15 protein-coding genes and 4 tRNA genes are annotated in these 18,106 nt (G+C 35.9%); 2 read left to right on the top strand and 17 right to left on the bottom strand.

What is annotated here, in order from left to right:
• Positions 1-4 precede the first annotated feature (4 nt).
• A complete protein-coding gene (locus Q3V31_RS19120; RefSeq protein ID WP_000039333.1) occupies positions 5-1,450 on the bottom strand; it encodes a DEAD/DEAH box helicase in 1,446 nt (481 codons plus the stop codon).
• 206 nt (positions 1,451-1,656) lie between these two features.
• Positions 1,657-2,622, bottom strand: coding sequence for a lysozyme inhibitor LprI family protein (locus Q3V31_RS19115; protein ID WP_329766185.1), 966 nt, complete (start codon positions 2,620-2,622; stop codon positions 1,657-1,659).
• Positions 2,623-2,894: 272 nt separating this feature from the next.
• On the opposite strand from Q3V31_RS19115, the gene guaC reads away from it, so the two are divergent.
• Positions 2,895-3,878: a GMP reductase gene (gene guaC / locus Q3V31_RS19110; RefSeq protein WP_000432440.1), complete on the top strand. Its 984-nt coding sequence runs from the start codon at positions 2,895-2,897 to the stop codon at positions 3,876-3,878.
• 138 nt (positions 3,879-4,016) lie between these two features.
• Positions 4,017-5,834, top strand: a complete 1,818-nt coding sequence (pepF, locus tag Q3V31_RS19105; protein WP_090813660.1) for an oligoendopeptidase F — start codon at positions 4,017-4,019, stop codon at positions 5,832-5,834.
• Positions 5,835-5,871: 37 nt separating this feature from the next.
• Here the strand turns inward: pepF and Q3V31_RS19100 are convergent, their stop codons facing one another.
• From Q3V31_RS19100 to dnaB, 15 genes are all read right to left on the bottom strand, one after another.
• Positions 5,872-6,750, bottom strand: a complete 879-nt coding sequence (locus Q3V31_RS19100) for a radical SAM/SPASM domain-containing protein (RefSeq protein ID WP_000713628.1) — start codon at positions 6,748-6,750, stop codon at positions 5,872-5,874.
• 180 nt (positions 6,751-6,930) lie between these two features.
• The gene (gene rlmH, locus Q3V31_RS19095; protein WP_001027006.1) at positions 6,931-7,410 is read right to left on the bottom strand and encodes a 23S rRNA (pseudouridine(1915)-N(3))-methyltransferase RlmH; all 480 of its coding nucleotides are present in this window, start codon (positions 7,408-7,410) and stop codon (positions 6,931-6,933) included.
• Between the two features lie 59 nt (positions 7,411-7,469).
• Positions 7,470-7,655 (bottom strand): CxxH/CxxC protein, encoded by a 186-nt coding sequence (locus tag Q3V31_RS19090; RefSeq protein ID WP_001052825.1) that lies wholly within the window; start codon positions 7,653-7,655, stop codon positions 7,470-7,472.
• A gap of 53 nt (positions 7,656-7,708) precedes the next feature.
• The gene (locus Q3V31_RS19085; protein ID WP_000008027.1) at positions 7,709-8,896 is read right to left on the bottom strand and encodes a S1C family serine protease; all 1,188 of its coding nucleotides are present in this window, start codon (positions 8,894-8,896) and stop codon (positions 7,709-7,711) included.
• Between the two features lie 63 nt (positions 8,897-8,959).
• Positions 8,960-9,754 carry an MBL fold metallo-hydrolase gene (locus Q3V31_RS19080; protein ID WP_000061686.1) on the bottom strand — a complete coding sequence of 265 codons (795 nt, stop codon included), beginning with the start codon at positions 9,752-9,754 and terminating at the stop codon, positions 8,960-8,962.
• Entirely contained in the window at positions 9,738-10,574 is an 837-nt protein-coding gene (locus Q3V31_RS19075) for a two-component system regulatory protein YycI (RefSeq protein WP_000383744.1), read from the bottom strand. Before Q3V31_RS19075 ends, Q3V31_RS19080 begins: the two co-directional genes overlap by 17 nt.
• On the bottom strand, positions 10,555-11,898 hold the full coding sequence (locus Q3V31_RS19070) for a YycH family regulatory protein (RefSeq protein ID WP_000061553.1): 1,344 nt from the start codon (positions 11,896-11,898) through the stop codon (positions 10,555-10,557). The genes Q3V31_RS19075 and Q3V31_RS19070 overlap by 20 nt, the downstream gene beginning before the upstream one ends.
• A complete protein-coding gene (gene walK / locus Q3V31_RS19065; RefSeq protein ID WP_000755355.1) occupies positions 11,895-13,730 on the bottom strand; it encodes a cell wall metabolism sensor histidine kinase WalK in 1,836 nt (611 codons plus the stop codon). Before walK ends, Q3V31_RS19070 begins: the two co-directional genes overlap by 4 nt.
• A gap of 3 nt (positions 13,731-13,733) precedes the next feature.
• On the bottom strand, positions 13,734-14,441 hold the full coding sequence (gene walR / locus Q3V31_RS19060) for a cell wall metabolism DNA-binding response regulator WalR (RefSeq protein ID WP_000971867.1): 708 nt from the start codon (positions 14,439-14,441) through the stop codon (positions 13,734-13,736).
• Between the two features lie 283 nt (positions 14,442-14,724).
• Positions 14,725-14,797: transfer RNA gene (locus tag Q3V31_RS19055), tRNA-Phe, on the bottom strand.
• A 41-nt stretch (positions 14,798-14,838) separates the two neighbouring features.
• A tRNA-Asp gene (locus tag Q3V31_RS19050) sits at positions 14,839-14,914 on the bottom strand.
• Between the two features lie 22 nt (positions 14,915-14,936).
• Positions 14,937-15,008: transfer RNA gene (locus Q3V31_RS19045), tRNA-Glu, on the bottom strand.
• Positions 15,009-15,021: 13 nt separating this feature from the next.
• Positions 15,022-15,097 (bottom strand) — tRNA-Lys (locus Q3V31_RS19040).
• A gap of 154 nt (positions 15,098-15,251) precedes the next feature.
• Positions 15,252-16,541 (bottom strand): adenylosuccinate synthase, encoded by a 1,290-nt coding sequence (locus tag Q3V31_RS19035; protein ID WP_000100227.1) that lies wholly within the window; start codon positions 16,539-16,541, stop codon positions 15,252-15,254.
• 215 nt (positions 16,542-16,756) lie between these two features.
• On the bottom strand, positions 16,757-18,106 hold the full coding sequence (dnaB, locus tag Q3V31_RS19030; protein ID WP_001286241.1) for a replicative DNA helicase: 1,350 nt from the start codon (positions 18,104-18,106) through the stop codon (positions 16,757-16,759).

Genomic DNA, 18,106 nt, shown 5'->3' with positions numbered 1-18,106 from the left:
TTGTTTACTTAATTGCTTCATGAACCTTTAATTGTTTCCCTTTAATCGTTGTGTTTTTCATGGTTTTTAAAACAAGTGGTCCTTTTCCATTTAATATTTCAACGTAAGAAACATTGTCTTGGATTGTAATAATGCCTATATCTTCTGCTGTAACACCTTTAATTTTAGCAATTGTACCGACGAAATCTACCGCCCTAATTTTCTTTTTCTTCCCGCCATTAAAGTACAATTTCATAATTCCTTTATTTAGGTCCGCATTTTTATCTTTCTTTATAATTGGTTTAGCGTGTATCTTTTCCTCAAATACTGCTTTCCCTTTCATAACTTCTTCCTTTGAGGGTGCAAGCGCCTTTGGAATTTCAAAGCCGATGTACTCCTCAATCTCTTCTAAAAATCTATTTTCATACGGTGTTATGAATGTAATAGCTTTTCCTTTATTACCAGCTCGTCCCGTTCTTCCCGTACGATGTACATAACTTTCTTTTTCTAATGGAATATCATAGTTAATAACATGTGTAATATTATCAATATCAATTCCTCTAGCTGCTACGTCTGTCGCTACTAAATAACGGAACTTTCCTTTTCTAAAATCGTCCATAACTTCAAAACGATCTTCTTGTACCATACCACCATGTATTTTGTCACAAGGATAGTTAACGCGATCTAATTGTTTAAATACGTGATCTACATTTTCTTGTGTGCGGCAAAAAATAATACAACTATCTGGATTCTCAATCGTTGTTACATCTTTAAGAAGTGAAAGCTTCTCCTCTTCTCTCGTCTCAAAAAGTGTATGTTCAATTTTATCTGTTGTAATCCCAGCAGCCTTAATTTCAATATGCGTTGGCGAATCCATATATTTACGAGATAATTTTTCAACATCTTCTGGAAGTGTTGCTGAAAATAACATTGTCATTCGTTTTGTAGGTAACTCGTCAATAATTGCCTCTACTTGATCGATAAAGCCCATATTCAGCATTTCGTCTGCTTCATCAATAACTAAATACTTCAAACACGCTAAAGAAAGAGTACCTTTTTCAATATGATCTAACACACGGCCAGGAGTCCCAACTACAATATGTGTTTTTTGCTTTAACTCTAATTTTTGACGCGCGAATGGCGATTTACCATAAACTGCAGCAGCCTTAATTCTTTTGAATCGGCCTATATTCGTAATATCTTCTTTCACTTGCACCGCAAGCTCTCTCGTCGGTGTTAAAACTAAAGCTTGTGGCTTATTCTCTTCCCACTCCACCATTTCACAAAGTGGTATGCCAAATGAAGCAGTTTTTCCACTTCCAGTCTGTGATTTCACGACAAGGTCTTTCTTTTGCAAGGCAACTGGAATAACCTCTCCTTGCACTTCCGTTGGATGTTCATAGCCTAAACCAGTAAGTGCTCTTACAATTTCTTTACTTAATGCATAATCAGCAAAACTTTTTTTACTCATATATTAACCTCTTTTTATGATATATTATTTTCTTTTTTCGCTTTTCCTATCACTGAATCATCATATACGTTATTATCACCTTATTCATTATACTTGAAAGCTCACATAAAAAGGCGAATCATTCGTGATTCGCCTGACTAAACAAAAGGGGTCTCTATTTCAGAAATTTTTCAAAAATATTATTTCATTATAAAAATAAACTTTTATCATTTCATATACTGTTCAACTAACTGATAACATCTTTCCCTCGTACTAGTTGCCTTCGATGAAATAGTTGCTATCCCTGATAATGTTCCCTGCCCAGATTCATTCCAAGCTTCTTCCGCCTTACGATCTCGATACTTAATCCATTCACGCTGTTTCTCTCTCAAAGTGTTCATTTCACTTGTAGAAAGTTGCTTTTTCAAAACGCCATAAATCTCATTTAAAGCCTGATCCCATGCATCGTATCTTTTAACTTCCCCTTCTTTCATTTCAGTTGTAATTCCGTTCTCATATAAATAATCGAGTTTCTTCAAACTCTCCTCAATACTATTTAGTTTAGTAATATATTCTGCCTTTTGACCGGTAATAACACTTTCTTTCTTCGGCTTCTCTTCTATTACTTTTTCTTCCTTACGGTTCTCATCTTTTGTTTTATCTACCTCTACTGTCCTCGGCACAATCTGTGTAATTTGTTCATTCGCATTTTGATAATATATTTTAAACTGTTCTTTCCCTTTCGTTTCCCTAATAATTACGTTCAGTTGCTCTTTTACATCCACAAACTTCTGCTCGTTTTTCAACTCTTCTACTTTAGCAAGCATTTGCTTATATTTCTCTTCCTCATCTTTTTGATTAGATAAATCTTCTCGTTTTTCTTTTACTTGTTTGACTAATATAACTGAACTAGCAGAGTCATTTTCAATTTCTCTTAATAACGAAATTGCCCGGTCTATATTACTTTCCTGCAATGCTTCAATCATTTTATTCGTTTGATTCATCTTCAGCCTTACTTCTCGGTCATCCTTCTTTTCTTTTAATGCTAATTCAAAAGATGCGACTGCTCTATCGTATTCTTTATTTTCCAGTGCTAAATCTCCTTGTTTCTTCGCCTTATCAAATGCATCATTATTGCCGTATCCAGCAACAACCAACAAAGTTATTCCTATTATTAGTATTAACCTTTTCATCGTATTCCCCCAGCCCCCTCACCCAAAATAAGAAGCACACATACAATTTTATGCAATTATCGCAACTTTCCTTACTCTTTTTATAAACGAACGTTATTCATATAAAAACTATTTAAATTCGTTTTTAACGTTATTTTTAAAAGATATTAGCTTCTTTCAAAAAAAATGTTAAGAAAATCTTTGACTTCTTAATAAAAATGATGTAAATTATCCTATGGACGAACATTTTTAATCAATAAAAATAAAATATTCGTATTTTAGGGGTGTAAATGATGGAAAACGTATTTGACTATGAAGACATTCAATTAATTCCTGCAAAATGTATTGTAAACAGCCGATCTGAATGTGATACAACTGTCACTTTAGGAAAACATAAATTTAAATTACCTGTCGTACCTGCAAATATGCAAACGATTATAGATGAAAGAATCGCAACTTATTTAGCTGAAAATAATTACTTCTATATCATGCATCGTTTCCAACCAGAGAAACGAATCTCATTCATTAGAGATATGCAATCACGTGGATTAATTGCTTCAATCAGCGTTGGTGTTAAAGAAGACGAATACGAATTCGTACAACAATTAGCTGCTGAGCAACTTTCACCTGAATACATTACAATCGATATCGCACATGGTCACTCTAATGCTGTGATCAACATGATTCAACATATTAAAAAACATTTACCAGAAAGCTTCGTTATTGCTGGAAACGTTGGAACTCCAGAAGCGGTAAGAGAATTAGAAAACGCTGGTGCTGATGCAACAAAAGTTGGTATTGGACCTGGTAAAGTTTGTATTACTAAAATTAAAACAGGCTTTGGAACTGGTGGTTGGCAGTTAGCTGCACTTCGCTGGTGTGCAAAAGCTGCAAGTAAGCCAATTATCGCTGACGGTGGTATTCGTACGCATGGTGATGTAGCTAAATCAATTCGATTTGGAGCAACTATGGTTATGGTCGGTTCTCTATTCGCTGGTCATGAAGAGTCTCCAGGGGAAACAATCGAAAAAGATGGCAAACTTTATAAAGAGTACTTCGGTTCAGCTTCTGAATTCCAAAAAGGCGAGAAGAAAAACGTTGAAGGTAAGAAAATGTTCGTTGAGCATAAAGGTTCTTTAGAAGATACTTTAATCGAAATGGAACAAGATCTTCAATCTTCTATCTCTTACGCTGGTGGAACAAAGTTAGACTCAATTCGTACTGTAGATTATGTAGTTGTGAAAAACTCTATTTTCAACGGTGATAAAGTATATTAATTTTTAAATTTAACTCGAAGGACAAGTATTTTTTATGCTTGTCCTTCTTTTTCATGTATAAAAATGTAAAATATTTTCATTTCACTGAATTTTCTAGTATTATATTTTTAGATACTTAAAATAAGGGGGATACATTAAATGAAACATGTAATTGAGAAACGCCTTATTCGCGCGGAAGTTCCTACTGAACTAACATGGGATCTTTCTGATTTGTATAAGTCTGATGATGAATGGCACACTGCACTAAATGTATTAGAAAATGATATAAAAAGACTCGATGCATTTAAAGGACAATTACACACTGGCCCCGCTACCTTATTAAATTGCCTACTTTTAGAAGAAGAGCTTCTAATGAAATTAACAAAACTCGGCACATATGCAAATTTAAAAGAATCCGCTGATCGTACAGATCCAGTTATTCAAGCGAACTCTTCCAAAATTTCCGCTTTAGGGACGAAAGTACATACCGCACTATCCTTTATTCATAACGAAATTCTCTCTTTTGAAGAAGGAACCATTGAAAAATATTTAACTGAGGAAACAAAACTTGAGCCTTTCCGTAAATCGTTACTAGAAATACTACAAAAAAGGCAGCACACGCTCTCTCCTGAAACAGAAGAAGCTCTTGCTGCACTCGGTGAAGTTCATAGTTCTCCCTACAAAATTTACGGCATGACTAAATTAGCCGATATGGATTTCCCTTCTATACAAGATGAACAAGGAAATGATTTGCCTGTATCGTTTGCATTATTTGAAAGTAAGTATGAATTTTCTCCAAGCGCATATATACGTAGAGAAGCGTATTCATCATTTATTTCCACATTGAAACGATATAAAAATACAGTTGCAACAACGTATGCTACTGAAGTAAAAAAACAAGTGACACTTTCTCGTTTACGTAAGTACGAGTCTGTTACCCATATGCTTTTAGAACCTCAAAAAGTTCCACTTGAAATGTATAACAACCAACTAGATATTATTTATAACGAATTAGCGCCTCATATGCGCCGCTTTGCAGATTTAAAAAAGAAAGTATTAGGTCTCGATCAAATGCTCTTCTGCGATTTACACGCACCGTTAGATTCTGAATTTAATCCAACCATCACATACGATGAAGCTGGTAAATTAATTCAAGAATCTTTAAAAGTATTAGGACCTGAATATAATACGATTATCGAAACAGGATTTAAGGAAAGATGGGTAGACCTTGCAGATAATATAGGTAAATCAACAGGTGCTTTCTGCTCTAGCCCGTATGGTTCCCATCCTTACATTTTAATTACATGGCAAAATACGATGCGTGGATGCTTCACATTAGCTCATGAATTTGGACATGCTGGTCATTTTTATTTAGCCAATAAAAATCAGCGCATTATGAATGTACGTCCATCTATGTACTTTGTTGAAGCACCATCAACGATGAATGAATTACTATTAGCCCAGCATTTACTAGCGACTACCGATGATAAGAGAATGCGCAGATGGATTATTCTGCAACTACTCGGCACATATTACCACAACTTCGTTACCCATCTACTTGAGGGAGAATATCAAAGACGAGTATATACCCTAGCAGAAGAAGGGCAAGCACTCACAGCTACAACTTTAACTGAAATAAAAACAAAGGTCCTTTCGACATTCTGGGGAGATTCCGTAGAAATTGATGAAGGCGCTGGTTTAACATGGATGCGTCAACCTCATTATTATATGGGATTATATTCTTACACCTATTCCGCCGGCCTCACTGCGTCTACTGCGGTAGCTCAAATGATTAAAGAGGAGGGGCAACCTGCCGTTGATCGCTGGTTAGATGTACTTCGCGCTGGTGGTACGATGAAACCACTTGAATTAATGAAACATGCCGGGGTAGATATGTCAAAACCAGATGCAATCCGTAAAGCTGTTTCTTACGTCGGTTCCTTAATTGATGAATTAGAGCGCTCTTATCAAGAATAAAAAATAAGCCCTCGCTTTATGAGGGCTTATTCTTTATTTACTTTCCAAATCTTTTGCGGTATCCGCACTTTCTACATAGTTCTTCTACCGCAACTCTTTTCGAAAATCCATCGACAATGTTTGTTGCTCTTTCACCTTCTATAATGTTAGAAAATGAGTCACTATTAATATTTCCAAGGTTAATAATTCCCTCACCATCTAAACAACAAGGAATAACCGTTCCATTCGCTAAAATACCTGCTTGATTTCGAAGACCATGACAGAATCCTTTTCCATCATCCTCTTCTTCATGCAATGCCGGCCACTGGAATTCATAATCTTGATTGATAAATACACGTTCTGCAATTTTTATACCTTTTCCTGGTGTAAGCTTCTCTTCAATTTGATAGGATAGATCAAACTCATTTTCAATTATGGATAATAAATCCCTATTTTTCTGGATTTCAGCATTTGTTTTATTATCCTGAGTTAAATTCCATAATCTTAGTGAAACAATTAAATCCGATTGACTCGTTGCTTCTCTAATGAAAGAAAGTATACTTCTTACATAACCCTCTTTATCTTGCGATCCTGGGTGTCCATCAAAACTGTGCAGTGAAAAATTCATTTGTCTTAACGCAGGCTTATTTAACAGTCTATGCCTTCTCTTATTAATTAACGTTCCGTTCGTTGTAATATTAACTTTAAACCCTTTTTCATGGCTTAAATCTAATAGTTGATCTATTTTCGGATGGAGCAACGGCTCACCCTTCACGTGCAAATAAATGTAGTCTGTGTGAGGTTTAATTTGGTCTAATCTTTTAGCAAAATCCTCTACAGAAATGAATTGCTTCTGCCTTTCCGTCGGCGGACAAAAGCTGCACGCAAGATTACATACACTTGTAATCTCCAAGTAAAACTTCTTAAACTTCTTCACCTTTAATTCCTCACTTCTATGACTACTTATACTTTTTCCCTCTTCATATTACAGCATATTTTTTTAGAAATAGAAACATACTTATTTTAGGAAATCTACATACCATCTATTAATGTTTAAAAGACCATCGGTGATTTTTGTCCAATGGTCTTTTTTACTCTTTATATACAAATGAAAAATTTATTTATGATACGGTTCACCGCGATTAATACGAAATGCTCTATACACTTGCTCAAGCAATACTAATCGCATTAATTGATGTGGTAATGTCATCTTTGAGAAAGACAGAGATTCGTTTGAACGCTTCATTACTTCTGAGCTAAGTCCAAGTGATCCACCAATTACAAACGTTACTTTACTCTTTCCATATGTAGCAAGGCGATCTAGACTTACCGCAAATTCTTCTGATGATTTTTGTTTTCCTTCTATTGCTAACGCAATAACGTGCGTATCATCAGAAATTTTATCCAGTATACGTATGCCTTCTTTTTCTTTTACAATTAACATTTCTGCTTCACTTAAATTTTCTGGTGCCTTTTCATCTGGCAATTCAATTACTTCTACTTTTGCGTAAGAAGATAATCGTTTTAAGTATTCTGCTATACCTTGTTTTAAGTATTTTTCTTTTAATTTTCCGATTGAAATAATCGAGATATTCACATCTATTCCCCACCTTACAAACACGTTATCCACAGCACTTATCCACATATCCACAAATGTTACCCACATATTGTGTGAGAATCTGTGTTCGATACAACATATGTCGCCTCATTTTGACAAAATTCACATGTTTTTTTCTCTTCTTCAGAGTTATCCACATTGTTAATAACCGGTGCAACTTCACACTCATCCACAATGATGTCTAATGCTAATTCAACATGTTCTAAACAACAAGGTAAATTCATATTCTTCACCTCACTTTTCTACAATAGAAAACAGGAGGTAGGCCCTCCTGTTTTTAATACTTTTGAATGCCTAATTTCACCGTTGTTGTCGCTCTTTTTGTACCACGATAAAACGTAAGAGTCATTTTATCATTAATTTTTTTATTATATAAGGCCGTGCGGAACCCAATAATATCGTGCACCGCTTTTCCATCTACCGCCACAATAACATCATGTTCTCTAAGACCCGCATCCGTACCTGGAGAAGGACTTTTCACATCTAAAACACAGACTCCTTCTGTTATGTTACCTGGTAATTGTAACGTTTTTGACCAATAGTAACTCGGAATCTCATTTAATGATCTTAGTTCAATCCCAACGTAAGGTCTTCTTACTTTACCGTACTTTTCTAGTTCATTCATAATAGGAACAGCTCTCGTAACTGGAATAGCTAGTCCAATTCCTTCTACTTCTTTTGCTGCAATTTTCATTGAGTTAATACCTATTAATTGTCCAGATACATTTACAAGCGCTCCACCACTATTACCTGGATTAATTGCCGCATCTGTTTGCAATACTTCTACTTGCCAATCGTAATGCCCATCTTGATCTAAATCTACAGGAACAATACGCTCATTAGCCGAAATAATACCTTGTGTGACAGTTCCGGAAAATTGTAGCCCAAGTGGATTTCCAATCGCAATAACTGGTTCTCCTCTACGAACGGTATTAGAGTCGCCAATTTCAATCACTTTCTTCACATGCTTCGCATCTATTTCTAGTACCGCCAAGTCTGTGACTACATCGGTTCCTAATACTTTACCTGGAATTTTCTTACCGTCACTTAAGCTCACTTCAATACGATTCGCCCCAGCAACAACGTGGTTATTCGTTACAATATACGCATGTCCATCTGTTTTCTTATAAATCACACCAGAACCTGTACCAGCTTCCGAATCAGCCTCTGAAAAATCGTCTCGTTGAATGTTAATAACACCAACAACAGCCTCTGAAGCACGATCAACAGCGTCTACAAAGCTAACTTGTTTAACAGACACATTTCCGCTTTGAGCTTCAGCCATATTCTTTTCACTTGCTTCAACTTGCGGAAGCTTACCTTCATGATTTGAAAATAAAGGCGCTCCAAATGCAAATAATGAAGCCCCTACAATTGTTCCCGCTATACTAGAAATAACAATACCTTTATGTTTCTTTTTCCCTGCACGTTTAATACGATATTTTTCTTCATCAATAAAGGACATATTTGTTCACCTATCTTCCTGAAAACAACTATATTCACCCTTATTGTTTACTAAAATGAAGAATTATACGTATTGAATTTTCGTAGGCATTTTTGGATCTGTATCATGTATTTCAAAGGATTCTCCAACCCCAAAACCTTTTTCTTCTAATACTTGTGATACAGACATACGCGCTAATTCTTTCATGTTATTATCTAAGCTTAAATGCGCTAAATAAATGTGTTTTGTCTCGTCTGTAATAACATCCGCCATCGCTAATGCAGCATCCTCATTACAAACGTGACCTACATCACTTAATATGCGTCGTTTAATACTCCATGGATATCGTCCCATACGAAGCATTTCCACATCATGATTGCTTTCAAATACGAAAGCATTCGCTCCCTTAATAACACCTTTCATACGGTCACTTACGTAGCCCGTATCTGTAATAAGAGCTAACTTTCTATTATTGTTATGAAAAGCATAAAACATCGGTTCTGCCGCATCATGAGAAACACCAAATGATTCAACTTCAATATCTCCAAATGTTTTCACGTCTCCTACTGAGAAAATGAATTTTTGATCAGTTGGGATATTACCTATTAAATGTTCCATTGCATTCCATGTTTTCTCGTTCGCATAAACAGGTAAATCATATTTACGCGCCAATACACCTAATCCTTTAATGTGGTCACTATGCTCATGTGTTACAAGAATACCTGATATGTCATTTATATTCAGTTCAGCTTGCTTAAATAAGGCCTCTGTAGCTTTACCACTTAAACCTGCATCAACGAGCAATTTTTTTTCATCTGTTCCTACATATAGCATATTCCCTGTACTTCCACTTGCAAGTACACTAAAGTGCATACTCATTCTTTCTCACTCCATTATGTTCTTCCGGCACTTGAGTTTCCCCTAATTCCATAACTTGTCCTTCAATTGCATTCACAAAATAGTCCTTTTTCTGCTCTGTCTTTAAGTTCCACGTTGGAGCAAGCACTTGTATATTAGAAGAAGATTCAGCTAGAGTCGCATATCCAATCTGCGCCTCTTTCACGTGCGTATTTTCTGCAATTTTATTTTTTACATATATATTTTCTAAAGCTGTTTGAGCAGTGATAATTTCTTGTTCTTTCGTTTTTTCACTTTCGCCCATTTCCTTCAAATCCGTTAACATTGTTTGCGTATACGAAACAAGCTCATTTTTTTCATTCAAATCTACAACAATCATTGCATGATTGTTGTAGAAAATCGGCTTATCCTTATACTTTTGAAAGAAATAAATTTTTGAATCTTTCATTGCCCCAAACTCGTATTTCTGCCCATCAAGCACGTAGTTTTTTAAGAAATCATTATACTTGTCCTTTGATAATGATTTTGCATTTAAAAATGGTTCTTTCAACTTACTTTCTATCTTATATTCTTCTTGCAGATGCACCGTTTGATTTTTTAAAGACTGCACATCTTCTTCCTTAAAGCTTTTATTTTTCGCCATAATAAACGACTCTTTTTTCGGCTCTTTAGGAAAACTCCCCATAGTAATTTTAGACTCTTTTAATTGTTGATCAATTTTTGTTTCTGTCACAAGTTCCAATTGATTACTATCTTGCTTTTGAATGAACTGAAAGATAAGAAAGAGATCTAAAACAAAAAAGGTCACAATAAATATGGTTTTAATTCGATCCCAATCCATTTAGTCCCCCCTCACTCCATTCAAATATTTTTTGCTTACCATTTTCTTCACATTTTACATACCATATTGGCTTTAAAATAATGTTTTTTCCTTCGTTAATGGAATCTTCCAATGATAACTTATAACCAATTCCAACATCCTGAATTGAATTCTTATCAATTTGCGGATTATTCTCTAATGATGTCATCACTGTACGACCCGATGCAAGAGAAGTTGTTAGTTGTTTACTAGGTAATTTGAAACTTGGATCAAAAAAGGATCTTTCATACTGCATGATTTCACCTGAACCCCATGCTTGCTTTAATTCCGCCATTCCATCGCTATTAAATACAGGCAACCCCTCCTCATAAAAACGGAAGGACGTTTTCCCTTTATTAATATAATCAAAACGATAGAGTTTTAACGCACCACTATGCCCACTTACAAAGTCAAAACTTTTTTGTAAAAGTGCTGCATTATCCATAGATTCATCACTATGTACAGCGGAGTTTTTGTATTTCAACATTGCATTTGACTGATCAATTTCCATAGAACGTATACCATCTGTAAATGTTTTCTTTGATTTCTCAGAAATAGGGCTTAAATAACGTGGATCACTAAATAATGCATTTTTAAATGTATCCTCATCTAACTTAGATCCAAAATACTCTACCTCACTTAATTCCGTAATTCCATCTGGTAAGTAAAGTTTTTTTCTATCACTTATTTGATATTCAAAATACGGTCTCGCTACTGTTATAAGTTGATTTTGAGCATTTATAACATCCTTTACGTAAACACCACTCAATTTTGCTTCATATATTTTACGATAAGGATAAGTATCATAGGAAACAAAACTAATTTTAATTTCTTGGTCCTTACTTCGAGAAGGATCAATTATAATACGATTGAAACTCCTATTACCTTCTATGTTTTTATCTTTAAAATTAAACATACTTTTAATCGTACCCAGTGGAATGTTTGTAGGAAAAACAAATTCGATTTTTTCCTCTCCGTGTACATACGAAAGAAAATCACCTTTAGGAACTGTCCCTGTTATTTCCTTTAAATCATGTAACTCTCCATTTTCAAGAATTCTATAAATTAAATCCACATTACTCTTGTTTTCACTCACATAATGATTTTTCTCTTTATGAACGATGACAGAGGATGGGCGAACAACCTCCGAAAGTTTTATTGGATTTATCTCTTCATTACCTTGAACAAATTTTGCATTTTGTATTGAAGTAGAATCGGGAACATATGTCCATAAGTTAAAAGTAAGAAATAGGCTAATAACAACTAAATTAATTAAAACTATTGTTTTAAAGTTTTCCATACTCATTCCCAATCGTCCTCTTCATCAGTTGCCATTGGCAGTGTGAAATAAATAGTTGTTCCTTTTCCTTCCTCACTTTTCGCCCAAATTGAGCCGCCGTGTGCCTCAATCATTTCTTTCGCAATGGCTAATCCAAGACCTGTACCACCCATTTGTCTTGAGCGAGCTTTATCTACACGGTAAAAACGTTCAAATATTTTATCTACATTTTCCTTCGGGATACCCATTCCTTGATCACTCACACTAATTTCTAATAACTCACCACGGTCACGCAGGCGATATGTTACTGTGCCACCTTCTGGCGAATATTTTAATGCATTGGAAATAATGTTATATAACACTTGTGTAATTTTGTCTGTATCCATATCAATAAATCGAGATTTTTTAGAGAAAGATCGTTTGAAGCTTACATTTTGCTCTTTAGACATTTCAAAGCGATCGATAACGTTATTAAAGAAATCAGTAAAGTCGACCCATTCCTTCATTAAGCGATGTTCTGTACTATCTAGTTTAGATAGTTGTAACAACGCATTTACAAGTCTAATCATTCTTTCTGTTTCTTCTTGTGTAACCGTTAAAAATTGCGGTGCGATATTTGGATCTTGCCATGCGCCATCCGTAAGTGCTTCTAAGTAACTGCGCATTGTTGTTAACGGTGTTCTCAGCTCATGAGATACGTTTGCAACAAACTCACGACGCTCTTGCTCTATACGCTCCTGCTCCGTTACATCATATAATACAGCAATTAAACCATTTGCCTTCCCTGTTTCTTTTTGAATGACAGAGAAACTAGCACGTAAAATATATGGTTCATTCCTCGTACTAAAATCTAATAAAACTGAATCAGGTTCTTCATATAAATGATCCAGTGTAAATTCTTCTTGTATCCCTAACACTTCTAATACAGATTGATCTAGTGCCGTTTCACGCGAAACATTTAACATTTTTTCCGCAGGATCATTTAATAAAATGATGTCACCTTTTCGATCAGTAGCAATTACTCCATCTGTCATATGTGATAAAACAGATGATAGTTTGCGCCTTTCACTCTCTGTTGAAGAGCGGGCTTGTTGTAATTTTTTTGATAAATTATTGAAAGATAATGCTAGTTGTCCAATTTCATCATGGCTATGCACTTTTACTTTTCTCGAATAATTCCCTTTTGCCATTTCAATTGCTTGTCTCCGCATATCTGAAATTGGTCTTGTAATTGTTTGAGCCAACAAAATCCCAAGTACAGCTGTTACTAGTAAAGCAATTACTGTCCCCGTCGCGAAAATTTGGTTTATATCTTTCATTTGTTTATACACATCTTCCATAGATGCAACAATACGAATGACGCCAAGTACCTCTCCTTCTTGCTCTTTTAGAATAGGAGTAATCATCACTTGAACCCGATGACCTGTTTTCACGTCTTTCTCAACCTTTGACTCTGGTTTTTTTTGTACCATTACCCGTTGTACAGCTGTGTCTGCTGACGTTCGTCCTACTTTATTTTGCTTAGACGCGTCTGAAATTGCCATTAATTTTTTAGTAGAATCAATTACGCTTATTTCTTGAATATCTCTCTTACGATCCGATGCAAATTTTTGAATCGAATCATTAATAGCTTTATCTACTGAATCTGCTTTAGGACGTTCTTTTACAAACTCTTGCTTCAAGTTATAAGAAAGTAAATTCGTTTGCTGCGTTAAGGAATCTTGAAAACCTTTTACAAGGCTTTTTTCTAATTCCCTAACGAAATATACACCAATTACTTGCATTGCTATTAATATTAACAGCATATATATGAGCACAAATTTTAAATGAATAGATTGAAAAAAACCAACTTTCTTCATATACTATTCCTGTTCTGGGTCACGCAAGTAATACCCTACCCCGCGTCTAGTTACAATTAAAGTAGGATGACTTGGATTATCTTCAATTTTTTCGCGCAAACGACGTACTGTTACATCTACCGTACGTACATCCCCAAAATAATCATAACCCCAAACTGTTTGTAATAAATGTTCACGAGTCATAACTTGACCTAAATGCTTCGCTAAATAATGTAGTAATTCAAATTCACGATGTGTAAGCTCAATGCTTTCTTCACGCTTCGTTACACTATAAGCATTCGAATTGATAACGATTGGTCCAATAACCATTTCAGTATTTTCTTCTTTCTCTGCAGCACCACCCTGCTGATGGCGACGTAAATTCGCTTTCACACGAGCAAGTAACTCCCTCGTACTAAATGGCTTTGTTACATAATCATCCGCCCCAAGCTCAAGTCCTAATACTTTATCAATTTCAGAGTCTTTTGCTGTAAGCATAATAATTGGCATTTCTGAACTTTTACGTATTTCACGACATACCTCTAAGCCGTCTTTTCCCGGTAACATAATATCTAATAAAACCATATCTGGCTGTTCTTCATTTGCTTTTTCAATCGCCTCATCACCATCATGCGCCATTACAATTTCAAAACCTTCTTTTTCTAGGTTGAACTTCAAAATATCTGCAATCGGTTTTTCATCATCAACTACTAAAATTTTCTTTCCCATCATCGTCTATTTCCTCCTTATAAAAATATGGTCAATAATCCCTAAACACATTGACGTTTATATAGTATGTCCCTATATGACCGCACCCTTTGTTTAAGTATTTTCTCCTCTATTCTCATAGACTCATGTATGATCCACTTTTTCACGGAATCCTATACGATCTATAGAAAAACCTCTAGCTTCAACTGCTAGAGGCTCCTCATTCTATTGTAAAATAACTACCCACTTTTGTAAAACTGGACAAAATAAAAAGGATATTAAGTGGGCCCACTTAATATCCTGAGAGTGGCTCGGGACGGAATCGAACCGCCGACACGAGGATTTTCAGTCCTCTGCTCTACCGACTGAGCTACCGAGCCAAAACTATATATAAAACCACTAATGGTGGTATAAACAAAAGTGGCGGTCCCGACCGGGGTCGAACCGGCGATCTCCTGCGTGACAGGCAGGCATGTTAACCACTACACCACGGGACCAAAAATGAACATAAAAAAAACATGACCCGTACGGGATTCGAACCCGTGTTACCGCCGTGAAAGGGCGGTGTCTTAACCACTTGACCAACGGGCCACGAAAAATAAAATGGTGAGCCATGAAGGATTCGAACCTTCGACCCTCTGATTAAAAGTCAGATGCTCTACCAACTGAGCTAATGGCTCATACTCACCAACGTCATATTTTCGTGACGACAAGACATATCATAGCATATTATCTTTTGTTTTTGCAATACCTTTTTTTATTTTTTTATAAAAGATAAGAAAAAACTCATGAGAGCATGAGTTTTTTCTTACAAAAATCAATTTCTTATATCAATTAAGCTTCGTATACATTACGAACGATATTTGTTTGATTACGATCTGGTCCAACTGAGAACATAGATAATTGGATTCCTGTTAATTCAGAAACACGCTCTACGTATTTTCTTGCATTTTCAGGAAGTTCGTCTAATGATTTTACACCAGTAATATCTTCTTCCCAACCTGGAAGCTCTTCATATACAGGCTCACATTTCGCTAAGATGTTTAAGTTTGCTGGAACTTCATCGATAACTTCGCCATTGTATTTGTAAGCAACACAAATTTTAAGAGTTGGAATACCTGTTAGAACGTCGATAGAATTTAATGATAAATCCGTTAAACCACTAACACGACGTGCATGTCTTACAACAACGCTATCGAACCAACCTACGCGGCGTGGACGACCAGTTGTCGTTCCATACTCACGACCAACTTCACGAATTTGGTGACCAATTTCATCATGAAGCTCAGTAGGGAATGGACCATCACCTACACGACTTGTATATGCTTTACATACACCTACAACGCGAGTAACTTTCGCAGGACCAACTCCAGTTCCAACTGTTACACCACCAGCAATCGGGTTAGAAGATGTAACGAACGGGTACGTACCGTGGTCGATATCAAGCATAACACCTTGTGCACCTTCAAATAATACACGGTGATTGTTATCTAGTGCATCATTTAATACAACAGATGTGTCGCATACATATTGTGCGATTTGTTGTCCGTATTCGAAGTACTCTTCAAAGATTTCTTCTACGCTGAAACCTTCTGTATCGTACATTTTTTCAAACAAACGATTTTTTTCTACTAAATTGCGCTCAAGCTTCTCTTTAAATGCTTCACGGTCTAAAAGATCAGCCATACGGATACCGATACGAGCAGCTTTATCCATATATGCAGGACCGATACCTTTTTTCGTTGTACCGATTTTGTTATCACCTTTACTAGCTTCTTCTAACTCATCTTGTTTTAAGTGATAAGGTAAAATAACGTGCGCACGGTTACTTACACGTAAATTATCAGTACTTACACCACGATCGTGTAAGTATTTTAACTCTTCAAGCAATGCTTTCGGATCGACTACTAAGCCGTTTCCGATTACACAAATTTTCTCTTTATAGAAAATACCAGATGGAATTAAGTGTAATTTATATTTAACTCCGCCGAAAACAATTGTATGTCCCGCGTTATTTCCACCTTGATATCTTGCAACTACTTCCGCATGCTCAGAAAGAAAATCAGTGATTTTACCTTTTCCTTCGTCGCCCCATTGTGTTCCTACAACTACTACTGAAGACATTATTAAAGCACCTCCGCGATTTTCAAACGATCTATTCAAACAATATAATTGTACCAAAACCGAAAAAGAAGTCAACCAAAAAGCGAACATTTTTTTATTAAAATTCATTTTCGTTCGTAAGAATTATATTTTCACATTATGAAAGCCTTATCTTTCCTATATAAAAAAAGAAACACATCTTATTATAAGAAATGTGTTTCTTTTTTATACTGCCTTTATGCCCCATCTTCAAAGCGTCGTTCTAAGTTGACGAATTTATTAAATTCCTTAACAAATGCAAGCTCTACTGAACCTACGGGACCATTACGCTGCTTTGCAATAATAATTTCAATCGTATTTTTATTTTCCGTTTCACGGTCATAGTAATCTTCACGATACAAGAATGCTACAATATCAGCATCCTGCTCAATACTCCCCGATTCACGAATATCAGACATCATAGGGCGTTTATCTTGACGAGATTCAACGCCACGGGATAACTGTGAAAGGGCAATAACAGGCACTTGTAATTCACGCGCAATCCCTTTTAATGTACGCGAAATCTCAGATACTTCCTGCTGACGGTTCTCGCCCGACTTCCCACTTCCCTGAATAAGCTGTAAATAGTCAATTAAAACCATCCCAAGACCTTGTTCCTGCTTTAATCTACGACATTTTGCTCGAATCTCATTTACCTTAATCCCTGGTGTATCATCAATATATATACCAGCATTAGAAAGGCTCCCCATCGCCATTGTTAATTTTGCCCAATCATCAGAAGTTAATGAACCGGTACGAAGTCTTTGTGCATCAATATTTCCTTCTGCACAAAGCATACGCATAACAAGCTGATCCGAGCCCATCTCTAGACTGAAGATCGCTACATTTTCATCCGTTTTTGTCGCTACGTTTTGTGCGATATTTAATGAAAATGCAGTTTTCCCTACCGATGGACGCGCCGCCACGATGATTAAATCATTTCGTTGGAAACCTGCGGTCATCTTATCTAATTCAGTAAATCCAGTTGGTATTCCCGTAACTTCACCTTTTTGATTATGCAAAAGTTCGATTTTATCATAAGCATCTACAAGAACATCTTTAATGTTTTGGAATGCTTTTGCATTCGTTTGATGCGATACTTCTAATATTTTTTTCTCAGCCTCATTTAAAAGGCCGTCCACATCATCTTCTCTCTCATATCCATCCGATACAATATGAGTCGCCGTTCGAATTAAACGACGTAAAAGCGCCTTTTCAGCGATGATGCGTGCATAATATTCTACGTTTGCAGCTGTTGGAACAACTTCTGCTAACTCTGCTAGGTAAGAAACCCCACCAACTTCTTCTAGTAATCCTTGATCAGCCATCGCTGATGTCATTATTACTAAGTCAATTGGTTCTCCCTTATCAGACAACCCAAGCATGACTTCAAAAATCTTTTGATGTTTCGTTCGATAGAATGAGTCAGGTACCAATAACTCCGATGCTGACGTTAACGCATCTTGATCAATCAATATGGCACCTAAAACAGCCTGCTCAGCTTCTATATTATGCGGAGGGGTACGATCAGCCATTACATCACTCAT

This window comes from Bacillus nitratireducens, assembly GCF_036320425.1.
In the GTDB taxonomy this organism is placed as follows: Bacteria; Bacillota; Bacilli; order Bacillales; family Bacillaceae_G; genus Bacillus_A; species Bacillus_A nitratireducens.
Note: the sequence above shows the minus strand (reverse complement) of the source record. Positions and strands in the feature narration are given on the sequence as shown.

Excerpts from the sequence above, each read along its gene's own strand:
- Q3V31_RS19120 (WP_000039333.1), bottom strand. The coding sequence starts at position 1,450 with ATGAGTAAAAAAAGTTTTGCTGATTATGCATTAAGTAAAGAAATTGTA.
- Q3V31_RS19115 (WP_329766185.1), bottom strand. The coding sequence starts at position 2,622 with ATGAAAAGGTTAATACTAATAATAGGAATAACTTTGTTGGTTGTTGCT.
- guaC (WP_000432440.1), top strand. The coding sequence starts at position 2,895 with ATGGAAAACGTATTTGACTATGAAGACATTCAATTAATTCCTGCAAAA.
- pepF (WP_090813660.1), top strand. The coding sequence starts at position 4,017 with ATGAAACATGTAATTGAGAAACGCCTTATTCGCGCGGAAGTTCCTACT.
- Q3V31_RS19090 (WP_001052825.1), bottom strand. The coding sequence starts at position 7,655 with ATGAATTTACCTTGTTGTTTAGAACATGTTGAATTAGCATTAGACATC.
- Q3V31_RS19085 (WP_000008027.1), bottom strand. The coding sequence starts at position 8,896 with ATGTCCTTTATTGATGAAGAAAAATATCGTATTAAACGTGCAGGGAAA.
- Q3V31_RS19080 (WP_000061686.1), bottom strand. The coding sequence starts at position 9,754 with ATGAGTATGCACTTTAGTGTACTTGCAAGTGGAAGTACAGGGAATATG.
- Q3V31_RS19075 (WP_000383744.1), bottom strand. The coding sequence starts at position 10,574 with ATGGATTGGGATCGAATTAAAACCATATTTATTGTGACCTTTTTTGTT.
- Q3V31_RS19070 (WP_000061553.1), bottom strand. The coding sequence starts at position 11,898 with ATGAGTATGGAAAACTTTAAAACAATAGTTTTAATTAATTTAGTTGTT.
- walK (WP_000755355.1), bottom strand. The coding sequence starts at position 13,730 with ATGAAGAAAGTTGGTTTTTTTCAATCTATTCATTTAAAATTTGTGCTC.
- walR (WP_000971867.1), bottom strand. The coding sequence starts at position 14,441 with ATGATGGGAAAGAAAATTTTAGTAGTTGATGATGAAAAACCGATTGCA.
- Q3V31_RS19035 (WP_000100227.1), bottom strand. The coding sequence starts at position 16,541 with ATGTCTTCAGTAGTAGTTGTAGGAACACAATGGGGCGACGAAGGAAAA.
- dnaB (WP_001286241.1), bottom strand. The coding sequence starts at position 18,106 with ATGAGTGATGTAATGGCTGATCGTACCCCTCCGCATAATATAGAAGCT.